Origin of the sequence: Rhizobium sp. AN5, from assembly GCF_900215255.1 — a bacterium.
Classification (GTDB): domain Bacteria; phylum Pseudomonadota; class Alphaproteobacteria; order Rhizobiales; family Rhizobiaceae; genus Agrobacterium; species Agrobacterium tumefaciens.
In genome coordinates, this window is the sequence record NZ_OCMJ01000003.1 from 1,347,558 (window position 1) to 1,362,000 (window position 14,443).

General features: G+C 56.5%; 11 protein-coding genes. 5 read left to right on the top strand and 6 right to left on the bottom strand.

Features of this window, described 5'->3' with window-relative positions; all coding sequences use genetic code 11:
• Positions 1-61: 61 nt before the first annotated feature.
• The 3 genes from CRP02_RS09670 (at position 62) to CRP02_RS09680 (ending at position 3,393) form a co-directional block, all read left to right on the top strand.
• A complete protein-coding gene (locus CRP02_RS09670; RefSeq protein WP_097170923.1) occupies positions 62-976 on the top strand; it encodes an ABC transporter substrate-binding protein in 915 nt (304 codons plus the stop codon).
• Between the two features lie 104 nt (positions 977-1,080).
• Complete coding sequence (gene hutC, locus CRP02_RS09675; protein ID WP_097171311.1) at positions 1,081-1,824, top strand: histidine utilization repressor; 744 nt, start codon at positions 1,081-1,083, stop codon at positions 1,822-1,824.
• A 78-nt stretch (positions 1,825-1,902) separates the two neighbouring features.
• The gene (locus CRP02_RS09680; RefSeq protein WP_097170924.1) at positions 1,903-3,393 is read left to right on the top strand and encodes an HAL/PAL/TAL family ammonia-lyase; all 1,491 of its coding nucleotides are present in this window, start codon (positions 1,903-1,905) and stop codon (positions 3,391-3,393) included.
• Between the two features lie 23 nt (positions 3,394-3,416).
• Here the strand turns inward: CRP02_RS09680 and CRP02_RS09685 are convergent, their stop codons facing one another.
• Together CRP02_RS09685 and CRP02_RS09690 are read right to left on the bottom strand one after the other, a co-directional pair.
• On the bottom strand, positions 3,417-4,163 hold the full coding sequence (locus tag CRP02_RS09685; protein WP_097170925.1) for a PhnD/SsuA/transferrin family substrate-binding protein: 747 nt from the start codon (positions 4,161-4,163) through the stop codon (positions 3,417-3,419).
• A gap of 20 nt (positions 4,164-4,183) precedes the next feature.
• Positions 4,184-5,302 (bottom strand): fatty acid desaturase, encoded by a 1,119-nt coding sequence (locus CRP02_RS09690; protein ID WP_323455343.1) that lies wholly within the window; start codon positions 5,300-5,302, stop codon positions 4,184-4,186.
• Between the two features lie 60 nt (positions 5,303-5,362).
• Between CRP02_RS09690 and CRP02_RS09695 the strand changes: the two genes are divergently transcribed.
• Positions 5,363-6,199 carry a helix-turn-helix domain-containing protein gene (locus tag CRP02_RS09695; protein WP_097170927.1) on the top strand — a complete coding sequence of 279 codons (837 nt, stop codon included), beginning with the start codon at positions 5,363-5,365 and terminating at the stop codon, positions 6,197-6,199.
• A gap of 173 nt (positions 6,200-6,372) precedes the next feature.
• Here the strand turns inward: CRP02_RS09695 and CRP02_RS09700 are convergent, their stop codons facing one another.
• Genes CRP02_RS09700 through CRP02_RS09715 form a run of 4 tightly spaced genes read right to left on the bottom strand, consistent with a single transcriptional unit; the run spans position 6,373 to position 11,680 of the window.
• Complete coding sequence (locus tag CRP02_RS09700) at positions 6,373-7,983, bottom strand: ABC transporter ATP-binding protein (protein WP_179783971.1); 1,611 nt, start codon at positions 7,981-7,983, stop codon at positions 6,373-6,375.
• 1 nt (position 7,984) lies between these two features.
• Positions 7,985-9,115, bottom strand: a complete 1,131-nt coding sequence (locus tag CRP02_RS09705; RefSeq protein ID WP_097170928.1) for an ABC transporter permease — start codon at positions 9,113-9,115, stop codon at positions 7,985-7,987.
• Positions 9,108-10,031 (bottom strand): oligopeptide ABC transporter permease OppB, encoded by a 924-nt coding sequence (gene oppB, locus CRP02_RS09710; RefSeq protein ID WP_097170929.1) that lies wholly within the window; start codon positions 10,029-10,031, stop codon positions 9,108-9,110. The genes CRP02_RS09705 and oppB overlap by 8 nt, the downstream gene beginning before the upstream one ends.
• 53 nt (positions 10,032-10,084) lie before the next feature.
• Entirely contained in the window at positions 10,085-11,680 is a 1,596-nt protein-coding gene (locus CRP02_RS09715) for a peptide ABC transporter substrate-binding protein (protein ID WP_097170930.1), read from the bottom strand.
• 598 nt (positions 11,681-12,278) lie between these two features.
• On the opposite strand from CRP02_RS09715, the gene CRP02_RS09725 reads away from it, so the two are divergent.
• Positions 12,279-14,222: a methyl-accepting chemotaxis protein gene (locus tag CRP02_RS09725; RefSeq protein ID WP_097170931.1), complete on the top strand. Its 1,944-nt coding sequence runs from the start codon at positions 12,279-12,281 to the stop codon at positions 14,220-14,222.
• Positions 14,223-14,443: the final 221 nt, after the last annotated feature.

Genomic DNA, 14,443 nt, shown 5'->3' on the forward strand with positions numbered 1-14,443 from the left:
AGGTTTTAAAATAACGCGGTTTTCTATTCCACGACTGTTTCAACATAAAGGAGAAGCTCGCATGGCATTCAGGATCATCACTGCCGCCAGCGCATTTGCGCTCATGGCAATTTCCGCTGCTTCGGCATTGGCGCAAAGCAATCCGCTGGCCGCGCCAGCCACTCCGCGAACCGATACGACGACAATCATCGTCGGTTCCGCCGACTTCCCCGAAAGCCAGCTTCTGGCGACGATCTACGCCAAGGCCCTTGCCGCCAAGGGTGTTGCCGTCGAAACGAAGTTGAGCATCGGGAGCCGCGAAGTCTATATCCCTGCGTTGCTCGACGGATCAATCGATCTGTTGCCGGAATATGCAGGTGCGACGCTGAGCTATCTCGACAAGAACGCCACGGCCCATTCGCCAAGCGATGTGGCCGCAGCGCTCAAGGCGGCTCTGCCGAAAGGCGTCTCGATGCTGACACCCTCTGCAGCACAGGATTCTGATAGCGTGGCTGTGACGCGCGCGACCGCTGACAAATACAAGCTGAAGACGATTGCCGATCTCGCACCCGTAGCCTCGCAGCTCGTACTTGGCGGTCCACCGGAATGGAAAACGCGCAAGGAAGGCATTATCGGTCTGAAGGAACTTTATGGCCTCGAGTTCCAGTCGTTCAAATCGCTTGACGTTGGTGGCCCGCTGACCCTTTCGGCACTCATCAACGGTCAGGTCCATGCTGCAAACCTGTTCTCGACCGATCCGGCCATCGCTGCAAACGACCTCATCGTGCTTGAAGACGTCAAGAACCTCTTTCCTGCCCAGAACATCGTACCAGTGATTGCCACACCGAAAGTTAGCGACGTTGTGACAAGCACTCTCGATGCTGTTTCCGCCGCCCTGACGACGAAAGATCTCGTCGTTATGAACGGACGTCTGGCCAATCACGACAGTTTTGATGTCGTGGCGGGCGACTGGCTGGCCGAACACAAATTGAACTGAATCCATCGGCAAAGGGCGTGGCATTGCCCCGCCCTTTGCCGACAACCCTGCGTATTGGTGACGTCATAGCTATGGATCACGACAGAAAGATTTTCCGGGAAGTGATGTCGCCGATATCTGAGAACGCTCATGACGCGCAGGGCACCGAAGACCAGAATTCACCGCTCTATGTAAAGCTCAAGGACTATGTCCGCAGCCGCGTCGAGGCGGGTGAGTGGAAGATCGGTCAACGTGTTCCATCGGAAAACGAGCTGGTCGATATTCTCGGTGTCAGCCGGATGACGGCCAACCGCGCTTTGCGTGAGCTGGCCGACGAAGGACTTGTGGTGCGTGTACGCGGCAAAGGTTCGTTCGTTGCGTCCAAGAAGCGTACATCGCAGTTCCAGAGTGTGCCCAACATTGCCGAAGAAATAACACGCAACGGCGGTGTTCACAGCGCGCGGGTCATACTTCTTCAAATCGAAACCTGCGATCCAGATCTTGCCGAAGCGCTCGCTGTTCCGGCTGGCAACCTTGCTGCGCACTCGATCATTGTGCATGCGGAAGATGGCGTGCCAATGCAAATCGAGGATCGTTTCGTCAATTCGGACTGCGCGCCCGATTACATCAAACAGGATTTCAACCTCGTAACACCCAACGGTTATCTCACGCGAGTGGCACCGATCGTGAAAGCCGAGCAGCATATCGAGGCGGTCAGCGCACAGCCCTGGGAATGCAAGCTGCTGGCGATTTCCAAGACGGAACCATGCCTGCTCGTGCGTCGTCGCACATGGTCGACAAAGGGGATCGTGTCTTCCGTCCGCCTCCTTTATCCCGGCAGCCGCTATCGTCTTTACAGCAGTAATTGAGACACGGGCCAACGCGGCAGTATTCAAGATGGAAAATTCCCACTCCTCGCAGCCGTTTCTGCATCATAGGAAAACGTCATGACTGTTCTACTGGATGATGGATTGAGTTGGCGCGATGTTGCCCATATCGGCAAGGGCGAGGCACTGCGTGTGTCAGACGCGGCCTATCTGCGGATTGACCGGGCGAGCCAGATCGTTGACAGCATCGTCGAAAGCGGTGTGCGTGCCTATGGCATCAATACCGGGGTCGGTGCACTGTCGGACACTGTGGTGGATCGCACCGCGCAGGGTCGGCTTTCGCGCTCCATTATTCTCAGCCATGCCTGCGGTGTCGGCCCGTTGTTGGATCCTCGCGAAGTTCGGGCAATCATGGCGGCGCAGATCGCCAATTTCGCCCATGGGCACTCCGGTGTCCGACGCGAGATCGTCTCGCATCTGTCGACGTTTCTGGAACAGGATTGTATCCCCGACGTGCCGTCCCGCGGATCGGCGGGCTATCTGGTGCACAACGCGCATGTTGCGCTTGTTATGATCGGAGAGGGCCAGGCCCGGCTCGGCGGGCGCGTTATGAGTGGACGGGATGCCCTGACGGCAATGGGACTTCAACCCATCGTGCTGGGTGCCAAGGAAGGACTGAGCCTCGTCAATGGTACGGCCTGCGCGACCGGTCTTTCCTGCATGGCACTCGCGCGGGCCAATCACCTGCTAGATTGGGCCGATGCCATAGCGGCGCTGACGCTTGAAGCAGCAGGCTGCCAGATCAACGCTTTTGACGAGACGGTTCTCGCGCTGCGTCCCTCGAAGGGAATCGCGGCCGTAGGGGCTGCTCTGCGCTCCCGGCTTGAAGGCAGTGGGCTGGTTGCCGCCGCTCATGGCAGGCGGACACAGGACGCGCTAAGCCTGCGTGCCGTGCCGCATGCGCATGGTGCTGCGCGCGATATCTTCGATGCCTGCGCCTCCATCGTTGACCGGGAGCTCGCATCCGTCACCGATAATCCCGCGATCCTTGGCACGCCCGAGCAACCCATCGTCTCGTCGGAGGCTCATGCCGTTGCCCCGGCATTGGGGCAGGCGGCAGACAGTCTTGCCATCGCCATTGCACAGATTGCCTCCATGAGCGAGCGCCGTATCGACAGGCTGGTCAATCCTCTGGTGAGTGGTCTGCCGCCATTTCTGGCGACCGATGCCGGAAGCCATTCAGGTTTCATGATCGCGCAATATACGGCCGCAGCTCTTGTCGGCGATAGCAGACGTCTTTCCGCGCCTGCCTCCACAGATGGAGGGCTGACATCGGGATTACAGGAGGATTTCCTCTCTCATCCCACGGCTGCGGCCAACAAGCTGCTCGCGGTTCTCGACAATGCCGAATATATTCTGGCCATCGAATGGATGGCCGGGGTGCAGGCCCATGATTTCCTGGAAAGTGTTGCCGGGCGGGCAGTCGGAACAAATGCGGTCTATAATCTGCTTCGCGAGCACCTCCAGCCCTATTCGGATGACCGGCCCCTGTCTGCGGACATGGAAAAGGCAAGGCTGCTCCTGCGTGATCTCTCGCCACCGGATATGTGATTGAAAGCCGTAAGGCTCGTGCCTTACATGGTGAAAGGCAGATCGATACCCTTGGCGCGGATGAAGGGCAGGCCTTTGCGCTGTGCAGTCCAGCCGATAACGTGAAGGCTCCGGGCGGCTGGCTCATGCCGTTGCGCAAGCATCCAGGATTTGCAGTCGATCGCGGCAATGTCCGCCCGGCCCTCGGCCACTGCGATGACGGAAGCGCGGTGGGCACCGGTCTCAAGACAGTTTTCAAACAGATCGAGGCCCGCGCCTTCTGCTTCCAGATCACGTTTCAAGCTGAGATAGCCGGATAATGACTTGTGCTCATTGAATGCCAGTATTTTCCCGCTAAGAAATCCTTTCGGCAAAGCGGCCTCACCGGTTCTCGAAGGTTCTGCACCCTCTCCACCGTCGGCTATGCGGGCAATGATGGCGCTGGAATAGAACTCGCCTGCACCACCCCTGACGCCATTATAGTCGCTCTGTCCAATCACCTGCACATGATCCTGCAGGCCAAACTCCATTGGCCCCCAGCAGGTGCCGGAGATCAGCAGAGCCGGATGCCGCCAGAGCACCGCAAGATCCAATGCATCGGGATCGAGTGTGGCAGGGTCTGCTGCAATGATGGCGCCGTCCTTTCCACGAATACCGCCCGGAACCGCCGGCATATCGCCGTTGCGTCTGGTGAGGCCTTTGGGAGCGTCGATACCCTCTGCTAAAAAACGGGTGCGCATATCGGCCCACAGCTTGTCCGTCTCATTGCGCAGTTCGGGCCAGTCATACATTGGCAGTGCCGCGATCCATGTCACGACGAAATTTCCAGTCTCACGTCTGGTTCCTGCATCGCATGGTCAGGAAAAATCAGAGCGGCAGGCACGACGGGTGACGCGATTAAAACTTGCTCGTCCCGTCTCAAGACAGGATGCGCTACCGGTTCCTTGGCCTTGAAGGCGAAAGCGCGGAACACCTCGAAATAGTTGCTGAACACATATCCGTCATTCATCTTCTGCCACTCCGCCCGCCTCTCGCTGTAGAGGGAGGGCAATTTATACCAGGCGGCTGTCGGCATTTTGTGATGCACGAAATGCAGGTTGTTATAGAGAAACAGTGGAGCCAGGATGGAGTTTTCAACAATGATCGTTCTCCCATCCGGCTGTTCTGACCATTGATGTTCGCAATAGGAGCGAATGGCGATGATGGATATGCCCAGATAGGCCGCCACACTAACATAGAGCCAGATTGGAACGCCGAAAATCAGGGATATCACCAGCAATGTCGGAACAAGTCCGGCCAGATGCAGGGTCCAGGCATAGATCACTCGCCGATCACCCTGCGCGATCTTGCGCCATTCAGATATCGTGAAACCAACGACCATCAGCGGAGGGCCGATGACCAGACGCCCGATGAACGTATTGTTCCAGCCCAGCAGGACCTTGAGGAACGACGGCATCTTTTGCCAGTCGCCCATAGCCCGGTAATAGCTTTCCGGATCGTCGAATGGGTCGGTCAGACGCTCGTCTGCATGGTGTTGCAGATGCGTGCGCTTGTAACTGCGATAGGGGTAGAAAATCCCGAGCGGCAGAAAGACCAAAGCTTCGTTCAGTCGTGCATTGCGCGTGGGGTGCCCATGCAGAACCTCGTGCTGGAGCGAGGAGTGCAGAGCAACCGCAATACCCATGAGCACCAGAGAAACGATTGGAAACATCGGATACAGAAAATATCCCGCGAAAATCCAGAGACCGTAACAGACCGCCAACAACGAGACGGTTGGCCATTCAATTCGGTCACGCTTTCTTCTGCGGCGCACGCCAGTCAGCCGCGCCGTTTTCTTTGCCAATATGTCTGTCATTTCATACTCTTGATGCCCCTGATACCACAGGGTCGCACCAGTCTCAGCCAGCCACAACGGGTTTATGGTGACCAACTGTTGATTTTGATAACAGTTTAAGCAATATGGTGATAATTATAAACAAACGGGTGAATTGTGGACAAGCGCACGCTCGCAGAATTGTTTCGTGCCCGCCTGATCCAGCTGGTGAACAGGTCAGAAGACAGCCAGGCGTCTTTTGCCGCCGCCATTGGCATTGATCGATCGGCACTTTCGCAATTGCTTTCCGGTGATTCGGCGCGGCTTCCGCGTGTGGAGACGCTGCTGAATATCGCCGAGCGACATTCCGTCTCGCTCGACTGGCTACTCGGTCTTTCCCATGATCAGGGGCTGATGGGTGAATTGCGGCCAAGTTTCGAGATCGAGGAGGGCGGTGCTGATTATACGGATACGCTGTTGATGAAGTGGCATGCGGAAGCGGCAGGCACCAAAATCCGTTATGTTCCGGCACGCATTCCCGATCTGCTTCGCACACCCGAGATCATCGCTTTCGAGGCCATGGGCGCGCATCAGAGTGTGATGGCGCAGGCCAGCGAAACGGCGTTTCGACTCGATTATAATCGCCAGCCTGGTACCGACATGGAAGTTTGCATGCCGCTCGAAACGCTGGAAGCTTTTGCGCAGGGGCGCGGTATGTGGAGCGGTTTGGACCGCGAGACACGTGCCGAACAACTCAAACATATGTCGGGACTTATCAGCGAGCTATACCCATCATTCCGGCTGTTTCTGTTCAATGAAAAAGAACGCTTTTCCGTGCCCTATACGATCTTCGGTTCGCAACGGGCAGCACTTTTCGTCGGCGCCATGTATCTTGTGCTCAACAACGCTGAAGCCATCCATAAGATGCAACGTCACTTCGACGAGCTGATACGTTTTACCCGCATTCATGCCCATGAAACCGCGGATTTTGTTATGAATTTGGAAGTCGCTTAGTCCTGTGACGGGTACCAGCTTTCGCACATCATCGAACCGGTTTGCTACGTGACGATATGGTCGGGATTGAACAGGAGAGTAAGGCCGCCATGGCCGTGAAATACGGGCCTCCTCCAACAAACCGGATCTTTTGTAACGGTGCCAGAAAAGGCCCGGCAATGCCGGGCTGTAATCTATGATGTTACTTCGGCCGAAAACGCGGATTTGATCAGTGTTTTGGTATATTCAGCCGCCGGCCGCTCGAAGATCGCGTCCGTTTCTCCCTCTTCGACAATCTTCCCGTTTCTCATCACGATGACATAATCCGAAATGGCCTTGATGACAGAGAGGTCGTGGCTGATGAAGATGTAGGAAAGGTTGTGCGTTTTCTGCAAATTACGCAAGAGGTCGATAACTTGTCCTTGAATGGATCGGTCCAGCGCAGATGTAGGTTCGTCCAGAATGACGACATCTGGCTTGAGGATGATCGCGCGGGCAATTGCGATACGCTGACGTTGCCCGCCTGAAAACTCGTGCGGGTAGCGGTTGCGGGCGGCGGGATCGAGGCCGACTTCTTTCAGCGCTTCTATTGCTCGCTCGTCGCGCTGCGCGCGGCTGAGCTTTGGGTCGTGCACAAAGAGACCCTCAGTGATAATCTCTCCAACAGTCTGCCTTGGCGAGAGAGATCCATAGGGATCCTGAAACACAAGCTGCAACTGCCGCCGCAATGGCCTCATTGCCGTTCGGCCCAGTCCGGTGATTTCCGTCTTGCCGAAGAAAATGCGGCCCTCTGCAGTGACAAGGCGCAAAAGCGCGCGACCGAGCGTGGACTTGCCTGATCCGGATTCACCGACGATGCCGATGGTCTGCCCTTGATGAAGGCTGACATTAACGCTGTCCACGGCCCTAAAAGCCCGTGACTTCGACAGGAAGCTGCCCGGGATCACATAATCGATCGTCACGTTCTGGCCAGAGAGAACGACCGGCGCTTCTTTGCCGACCGGCGGCTTGTGGCCGCTGGGTTCGGCATCGAGAAGCATCCTCGTATAGTCCGCCTGCGGGCGCTCGAAGATCTCTTCCGTCGGACCGGTTTCAACGATCTCGCCTCGGCGCATAACCGCAACACGATCGGCAAAATGCCTGACGACACCGAGATCGTGCGTTATCAGCACCACGGCCATGCCGAAGCGCTGCTGCAACGACTTCAGAAGATCGAGGATCTGCGCCTGGATTGTCACGTCGAGCGCGGTGGTTGGCTCATCCGCGATCAGAATATCCGGCTCGTTTGCCAGCGCCATGGCGATCATGACGCGTTGGCGCTGGCCGCCTGAAAGCTCATGCGGGTAGCTGTCGATGCGCCGCTCCGGGTCCGGAATACCGACAAGTTTTAGAAGCTCGAGAACGCGTGCCCTCGCTTCCTTCTTGCTGCCGCCCCGGTGATGGACGATTGGCTCGGCGATCTGCGCGCCGATCCTGTAAAGCGGATCGAGCGAGGTCATCGGCTCTTGGAAAATCATGGTGATTTTCGCGCCACGGATTTTGTTCAGCTCGTTGACCGGCAAGCCTACCAACTCGCGTCCACGATATTGCGCCGAGCCTTGAATGACACCGTTGGAAGCCAAGAGGCCCATGATGCCCATCATGGTCTGGCTTTTGCCGGAGCCGGATTCCCCGACGACAGCGAGCGTTTCACCCTGCTTTACGTGGAGGTCGACACCTTTGACGGCGTTGACCGTGCCGTCTGGCGTGGCAAAAACGACCTTGAGATTGCGGACGGTGAGAATGTTTTCAGATGTCGTATTCATGTCAACGATCCTTGGGATCGAGTGCATCACGCAATCCGTCGCCTACGAAGTTCAGCGAAAAAAGCGTCAGCACGAAGAAGATTGCCGGGAATATCAGCAGCCACGGGGCCGACTGAATATTGTTGGCGCCTTCGGAAATGAGCGCACCCCAGCTCGTGAGTGGTGCCTGAACACCAAGCCCCAGGAAGGAGAGAAAGCTTTCAAGAAGTATGACCTTCGGGACAACGACCGTCACGAACACGACCACGGGACCGATGGTGTTGGGGATGATGTGACGGCGGATGATCTGCCAGTCGCTCAAACCCAAGGCCTGAGCTGCCGCCACAAATTCCCGCCGTTTCAAGGCAAGCGTCTGGCCACGCACGATACGCGCCATATCCAGCCACTCCACTGCGCCAATAACAAGGAAGATCAGGATAAAGCTACGCCCGAAGAAAACCACGAGAACCACGACCAGGAAGACGAAGGGCAGCGAATAGAGGATCTCGACGAAACGCATCATTACATTGTCTACCCGCCCGCCGATGTAACCCGCCGTAGCGCCGTAAAGCACGCCGATGCCGAGCGAAACGAGGCTGGCGAGAACGCCGACGGCAATGGAGATCTGGCCGCCCAGCATTACGCGAGCCAGCATGTCGCGACCGTTTGAATCTGTACCGAAGAAGAAGTGTTCGCGATTGACATCGCCTTCCAACTTCAGCGTTCGACCATCATCTTCCGTAGCAACGACTTTCGTGTTTTCGAATTCGTTGGCGCGGTCGAAATAACGTGTCGTGCGCGGGTCAATCGGGCTGCTGGAGGTAACCGTTGCGGTGAAGGTCTGCCCTTCGATGGCAAACTCCTTCAGTTCGACGCGCGCACGGCCTGCCACACCTTCCATGACGCTCTGGAGGTTGTTCACGTCCGGGCGCGGCTCGAGGCTTGGCGCCACGGAAACGTAGGACGAAAACACCTGATCATAGGTGTGTGAAAGGAAATGCGGGCCGATAAATGAGAAAAGTGTGATCAGCACAAGCATGATGGAGCCAGCCATGGCTGCCTTGTTTCGTCTGAAACGCAGGGCTGCAAGCTGGAACAGGCTTCGGCTTTTCACCGATGGCTGAGGGGCGATATTGCCGGAGATATCAGTCATGTCTGACCCTCGGATCGAGCAGGCCGTAGAGAATATCGACCACGAGATTGAACAGGATCACAAAAATGGCGATGAGAACGACCGTTCCCATGACCAGTGTGTAGTCGCGATTGATGGCGCCAAGAACGAAGTAGCGGCCGACACCGGGAATGGTGAAGATCGTCTCGATGACCGCCGAGCCCGTCAGCAGCGCTGCGGCGCAAGGCGCAAGATATGAAACGACCGGCAGCATCGCCGCGCGCATGGCGTGAATCACCACGACGCTGCGAGCCGGGAGGCCGTAGGCCCTGGCGGTGCGGATATGGTCCATGCGCAGAGCCTCGATCATCGCACCGCGCGTCAGACGCGCGATAACCGCAAGCTGCGGCAAGGCGAGCGCGATCATCGGAAGAATGAGATAGCGTAGCGACCCATCACCCCAGCTACCCGCGGGCAGAAGCCCCAGCAACACGGCGAAGATAAGCGTGAGGACAGGAGCGACGACGAAGTTCGGCACGGTGATGCCGACGGTCGAGATGGACATGATTGAGAAATCGAAGGTGCTATTCTGCCTGAGCGCGGCAAATGTGCCGGCAAGAATGCCGCCGACCAGCGCCAGCAAAAGAGCATAGCAACCGAGCTCCAGCGAATAGGGCAGGCCCTTGCCGATCAACTGGGCGACGGTGTTGTCCTTGTAGATGTAGCTCGGACCGAAATCGCCGGTGGCGGCGTTGCCGAGATAGATGAGATACTGGCGCCACAATGGTTCATCCAGATGATAGGTTCTCATCAGGTTTTCCATGGTCTGCGGGGGCAGGGGCCGCTCGAGGTTGAACGGACCGCCCGGTGCGAAACGCATCAGGAAAAACGAAATCGTGACGACGATAAACAATGTCGGCACGGCGCTCGCCAAACGGCGCAGGATAAATGGAATCATGATTTTCAGGCTCCGACATGGCACGGTGGTTTCGGCCACCGTGCCAGCACTGCTTATTCGGAAACGCTCAGGAAGCGGCTGAGGTGTTCGTTAGCAGCATTGTCTTCCCAACCCTTCACGCGGTTGGAAACCAGCCACAGGTCCGCCTGTGTGAGAAGCGGAGCAACCGGCTGCTCCTTCATGAGGATGATTTCTGCCTCGTGCAACAGTTTGGAGCGAGCAGCAGGATCCTTTTCGTCATAGGACTTCTGCATCAGCGCGTCATATTCTGCATTATTGAACTTCGAGTAGTTGAAGGTCTTGTTGGAGGATACCGAAAGGGCGAGGAAGTTTTCCGCATCCGCATAGTCGGCAACCCAGCCTGCACGCGCAACGTTGTACTTGCCGCCTTCCTGCAGGTAGCCGTAGTGCGAGGCGACGTCGAGGTTCACCAGTGACACTTTGGCGCCAAAGGTATTTTTCCACATGTCCGCAATAGCGGTTGCAACGCGCTCATGGTTCGGGTTGGTGTTGTAGCGAATTTCGACGGAAAGCGGCTTTCCGCCCTCGCCGTAACTGGCTTCCTTCATGAGTTTGACGGCTTCGTCTTCACGATCGAGTTGCGACAGCGTCGCAAACTCTGCTTTCGCAGGCTCACCGTAGGAGTCCATGCCCGGCGGAACCATGGAGTAGGCGGGAACTTGCGAACCGCTGTAGATTTCCTTGGCGAGGAAATCGCGGTCGACTGCCATGGACAGGGCTTGACGGACGCGGACATCGTTATACGGCGCTTCGCGCGTGTCGAAGGTATAGTAATAGGTCGCAAGCGTCGGCGAAACGTGAACCTGTTCGCCATAGGCCTTGCGCAGACGGTCGATCTGGTCCGCGGAAAAGTTGTAGGCGAGGTCCATTTCCTTCGCTTCGAAACGACGAACGGATGCGGCCTGGTCGTCGATCGGGTAGAAGATGACCTTGTCGATCTTGGTGTTCGATGCGTCCCAGAAGTTGGTGTTCTTGACCACCGTCAAGCTGTCATTGGGAACATGCGCTTCAAGCTTGTAAGCACCGTTCGAGACCATGACGCCCGGCTTTACGAAGTTGGTTCCGTTCTTGTCAAAGCTTGCCTTCGAGATCGGCAGAGCTGTCTGGTGGGCAAGGAGTTCAAGGAAGAACGGTGTTGAGCGCTCGAGTGTGATCTCAAGGGTCTTGTCATCCACCGCCTTGACGCCAAGCTGATCAACCGAAGTTTCGCCCTTGTTTATATTTTCGGCATTCTTGATCGGGTAAAGAATATTCGCATATTTTGCCGCGGTCTTCGGGTCTTCGACGCGCTGATAGGAGAAAACAAAATCTCCAGCTGTTACCGGAGTGCCATCCGACCACTTCGCATCTGCACGCAGTTTGAACGTGTAGACGGTACCATCCTCAGACAGCGTCCAGCTTTCCGCCGTACCGGGAACGATCTTGCCGGCAGCATCGTAAATGGTGAGACCTTCATAAAGGTCTTTGAGGATAAAGGCTTCGATATTGATCGAGGTCTGTGCCTGATCGAGCGTCTGAGGCTCCCCGGAATTGCCGCGGTGAAGAACTGTTTCTGCAAGTGCGGAACTTGCGCCAATCAGAAGCGATCCTACCAGCAGCGTGGCGCGAGTTGTTGTTTTTATCGACATAATTTCCCTCCCGTGAAGAGTGTGAGTCTACAAACAAGGCCAAATTGCTCCGAAGGGCAACCACAATAAATTGTGAGTTTATGCATACACCGTGACTGCTGATCGAAAAGAATAAGGGCAAAGCCATAGCCCGCATGCTGGACATTGCCTCGCGTGACGCGACCTCCGGGACGGTTAAATCGATGCGGGAAGCCGTCGGCCCCATCGATATCCTCGTGAAAATACCGATGCCGCCAGCATCAAGCAGGTGCTGAAACGGTGAGGATAATCTTCTCTTTCGAGTCCGGCTCGCGAAAGCGCGCAGCCCGTCGAAAATCAAAGCCCGAGTAAGTTTACGGCATCACACATGTCATCGTTTGCATATGCCGGGTAACACTTCATTTAGTAATTTTGTGAAATCTAAAATACGCAGGTTCCAAAGTTTCATCGGCGGGGCTGGTAGAACGAGTGGATCCAACGCGCCCAGCCTTTGGCGGCCCGGAGCGGATATCCGCTTGTCGCCCTATGAGGAGGGGCACAGCTACCCGCGATGTTCCATTGTTTGTTTCCCTGGCTTCCTGCGCGGACAGCTGGAGGAGCGCTTGCCCTGAGGCTATTCATGTCTTTCCTGAAGAATACCAAAATAAAAACAAAGGTCTTATTCGTCATATCGGTGATGAGTTTGATGTCGCTTTCCGGAATCAGCTACGTCAGCTTGCAATATAAAAATACCGACAATGTTTACAGTGATTTCATCGCCAATGAGGCGCTTGCTGCGGTGCTGAACGCCCGAACCAGCGGCAATCTCAATGCACTCGGCATGCAGATGCTTCGCGCCAGCCTCAATGACTCGACCAGCAGTGATTTCGAGGCCGCTGTCAAAACATTCAAGGCCGACCGAAAGCAACTGGAAGAACGGCAGAATAAAATCATGCAGCTGGTGCCGGCCCGGACGGATGCCGCTCGTGATATCCTCAAGGGCGTTGCCGAGGTTGAGGAAATCGGCAATCAGGTCATCGCTCTCATGCAGGCGGGAAAAAATGCTGAAGCTCAGCAGATGGCGCTTAACGTCCTTCGAAAAATAACTGAAGTCTCACCGAAAATCAGCGCGGGGAACGAGCAACTGATCCAGGTGATGAACGATGGGAGAGAGCGCCTCACGGCCAGCACCAACACGACAATCTGGACAGCTCTGGTCAGCATAGCACTTGTTTCCCTGGCATTGATCGCGCTCGGCCTGCTTATTTCTTCGCGTGGCATTACCACTCCGATTGCGCGGCTTCGCGAGCGGATGGGGTCGTTGGCGGCAGGCGATACAGCCAGCGAAATCGAAGGTATGGACCGCAAGGATGAAGTCGGCCAGATGGCCGCTGCTGTTCAGGCATTTCGCGAGAACGCCATCGAGCGCCTCCGGCTTGAGAATGAAACGGAAAACCATCGGTCATCTTCAGAGCAGGACCGGATAGAGCGCGAGAAACAGAAGGCGAAAGAAGCTGCCGACGTGCAATTCGCCGTCGACAAACTTGCTGCTGCCCTTTCGAAGATCGCTCAGGGCGACGTTACTTACCGGATCGCTCAGCCGTTCGTGTCCAGCCTTGACGGTATTCGCGGCGACTTCAACAGGGCAGCGGAACAGCTGCAATCGACTCTGAACCAGGTGGCGCAGAACGCGCGCGGCATCGACTCCGGCGCGAACGAGATCAGGGCCGCAGCTGACGATCTGGCCAAGCGTACGGAACAGCAGGCAGCGGCCGTCGAGGAGACTGCTGCTGCACTGGAAGAGATCACCACGACGGTGAAAGACTCGACCAAACGGGCGCAAGAAGCGGGCCACTTTGTCAGTCGTGCAAAAGTTGGCGCGGAACAGTCGGGAGAAGTGGTGCAGAAAGCTGTCACGGCTATGGAGCAAATTGCTGCATCCGCTGATGAGATTTCCAACATTATCGGCGTGATCGACGAGATTGCTTTCCAGACCAACCTTCTGGCGCTGAATGCAGGCGTGGAAGCTGCCCGTGCCGGTGAGGCGGGCAAGGGATTTGCGGTTGTTGCCCAAGAGGTTCGCGAACTGGCACAGCGTTCCGCAGGTGCCGCCAAGGAGATCAAGAATCTCATTACGACATCGAACAGTCAGGTTCAGCAGGGTGTGCAACTGGTTGGCGAAACGGGCAAGGCACTCGAACTGATCGTCACGGAAGTACAGGAAATCAACCGTCACGTGATGGCGATCGCGGAATCGGCACAGGAGCAATCCTCTGGTCTCCAGCAGATCAATACGGCTGTGAACCAGATGGACCAGGACACCCAGAAGAACGCTGCCATGGTGGAGGAAAGCACGGCGGCAAGCCACGGGCTTGCACGCGAGGCTTCGTCGCTCAACCAGCTGCTCGCTCGGTTCAAATTGTCAGAAGGTGGTTACAGCGAAATCTCCGCACCGGTTCGCGCAGCCTCGTCCGCTGACCGGCCTGCAGTTTCTCCTGCGCGTGCACTCGGCGGAAAGATTAAAGCTGCGTTCTCCGGCAATGCCGCCCTCAGCACATCGCCGGACAACTGGGAAGAGTTTTGATAAATGCGGGTCTTTCACGCCTGACGGCAGATGAGAGACTGAAAGCATTGTTTTAAACACTTGCACCGGCGATTGGACTCCGATCGCCGGTGTCTTGCCGATCGCACATCGAATCCGTGACGATTTTTGATCGTATCTTCCCCAAAAAGGGTCCGCTTTGGGGAGAAGTGCCAGTCGATCATCCCAGGTACTATTGGCGATTGCCCGCATCACCGACAACT

Coding starts and splice junctions, on each gene's coding strand:
- CRP02_RS09670 (WP_097170923.1), top strand. CDS start 62: ATGGCATTCAGGATCATCACTGCCGCCAGCGCATTTGCGCTCATGGCA.
- CRP02_RS09705 (WP_097170928.1), bottom strand. CDS start 9,115: ATGACTGATATCTCCGGCAATATCGCCCCTCAGCCATCGGTGAAAAGC.
- CRP02_RS09680 (WP_097170924.1), top strand. CDS start 1,903: ATGACTGTTCTACTGGATGATGGATTGAGTTGGCGCGATGTTGCCCAT.
- hutC (WP_097171311.1), top strand. CDS start 1,081: ATGTCGCCGATATCTGAGAACGCTCATGACGCGCAGGGCACCGAAGAC.
- CRP02_RS09715 (WP_097170930.1), bottom strand. CDS start 11,680: ATGTCGATAAAAACAACAACTCGCGCCACGCTGCTGGTAGGATCGCTT.
- CRP02_RS09725 (WP_097170931.1), top strand. CDS start 12,279: ATGTCTTTCCTGAAGAATACCAAAATAAAAACAAAGGTCTTATTCGTC.
- CRP02_RS09700 (WP_179783971.1), bottom strand. CDS start 7,983: ATGAATACGACATCTGAAAACATTCTCACCGTCCGCAATCTCAAGGTC.
- CRP02_RS09685 (WP_097170925.1), bottom strand. CDS start 4,163: ATGTATGACTGGCCCGAACTGCGCAATGAGACGGACAAGCTGTGGGCC.
- oppB (WP_097170929.1), bottom strand. CDS start 10,031: ATGATTCCATTTATCCTGCGCCGTTTGGCGAGCGCCGTGCCGACATTG.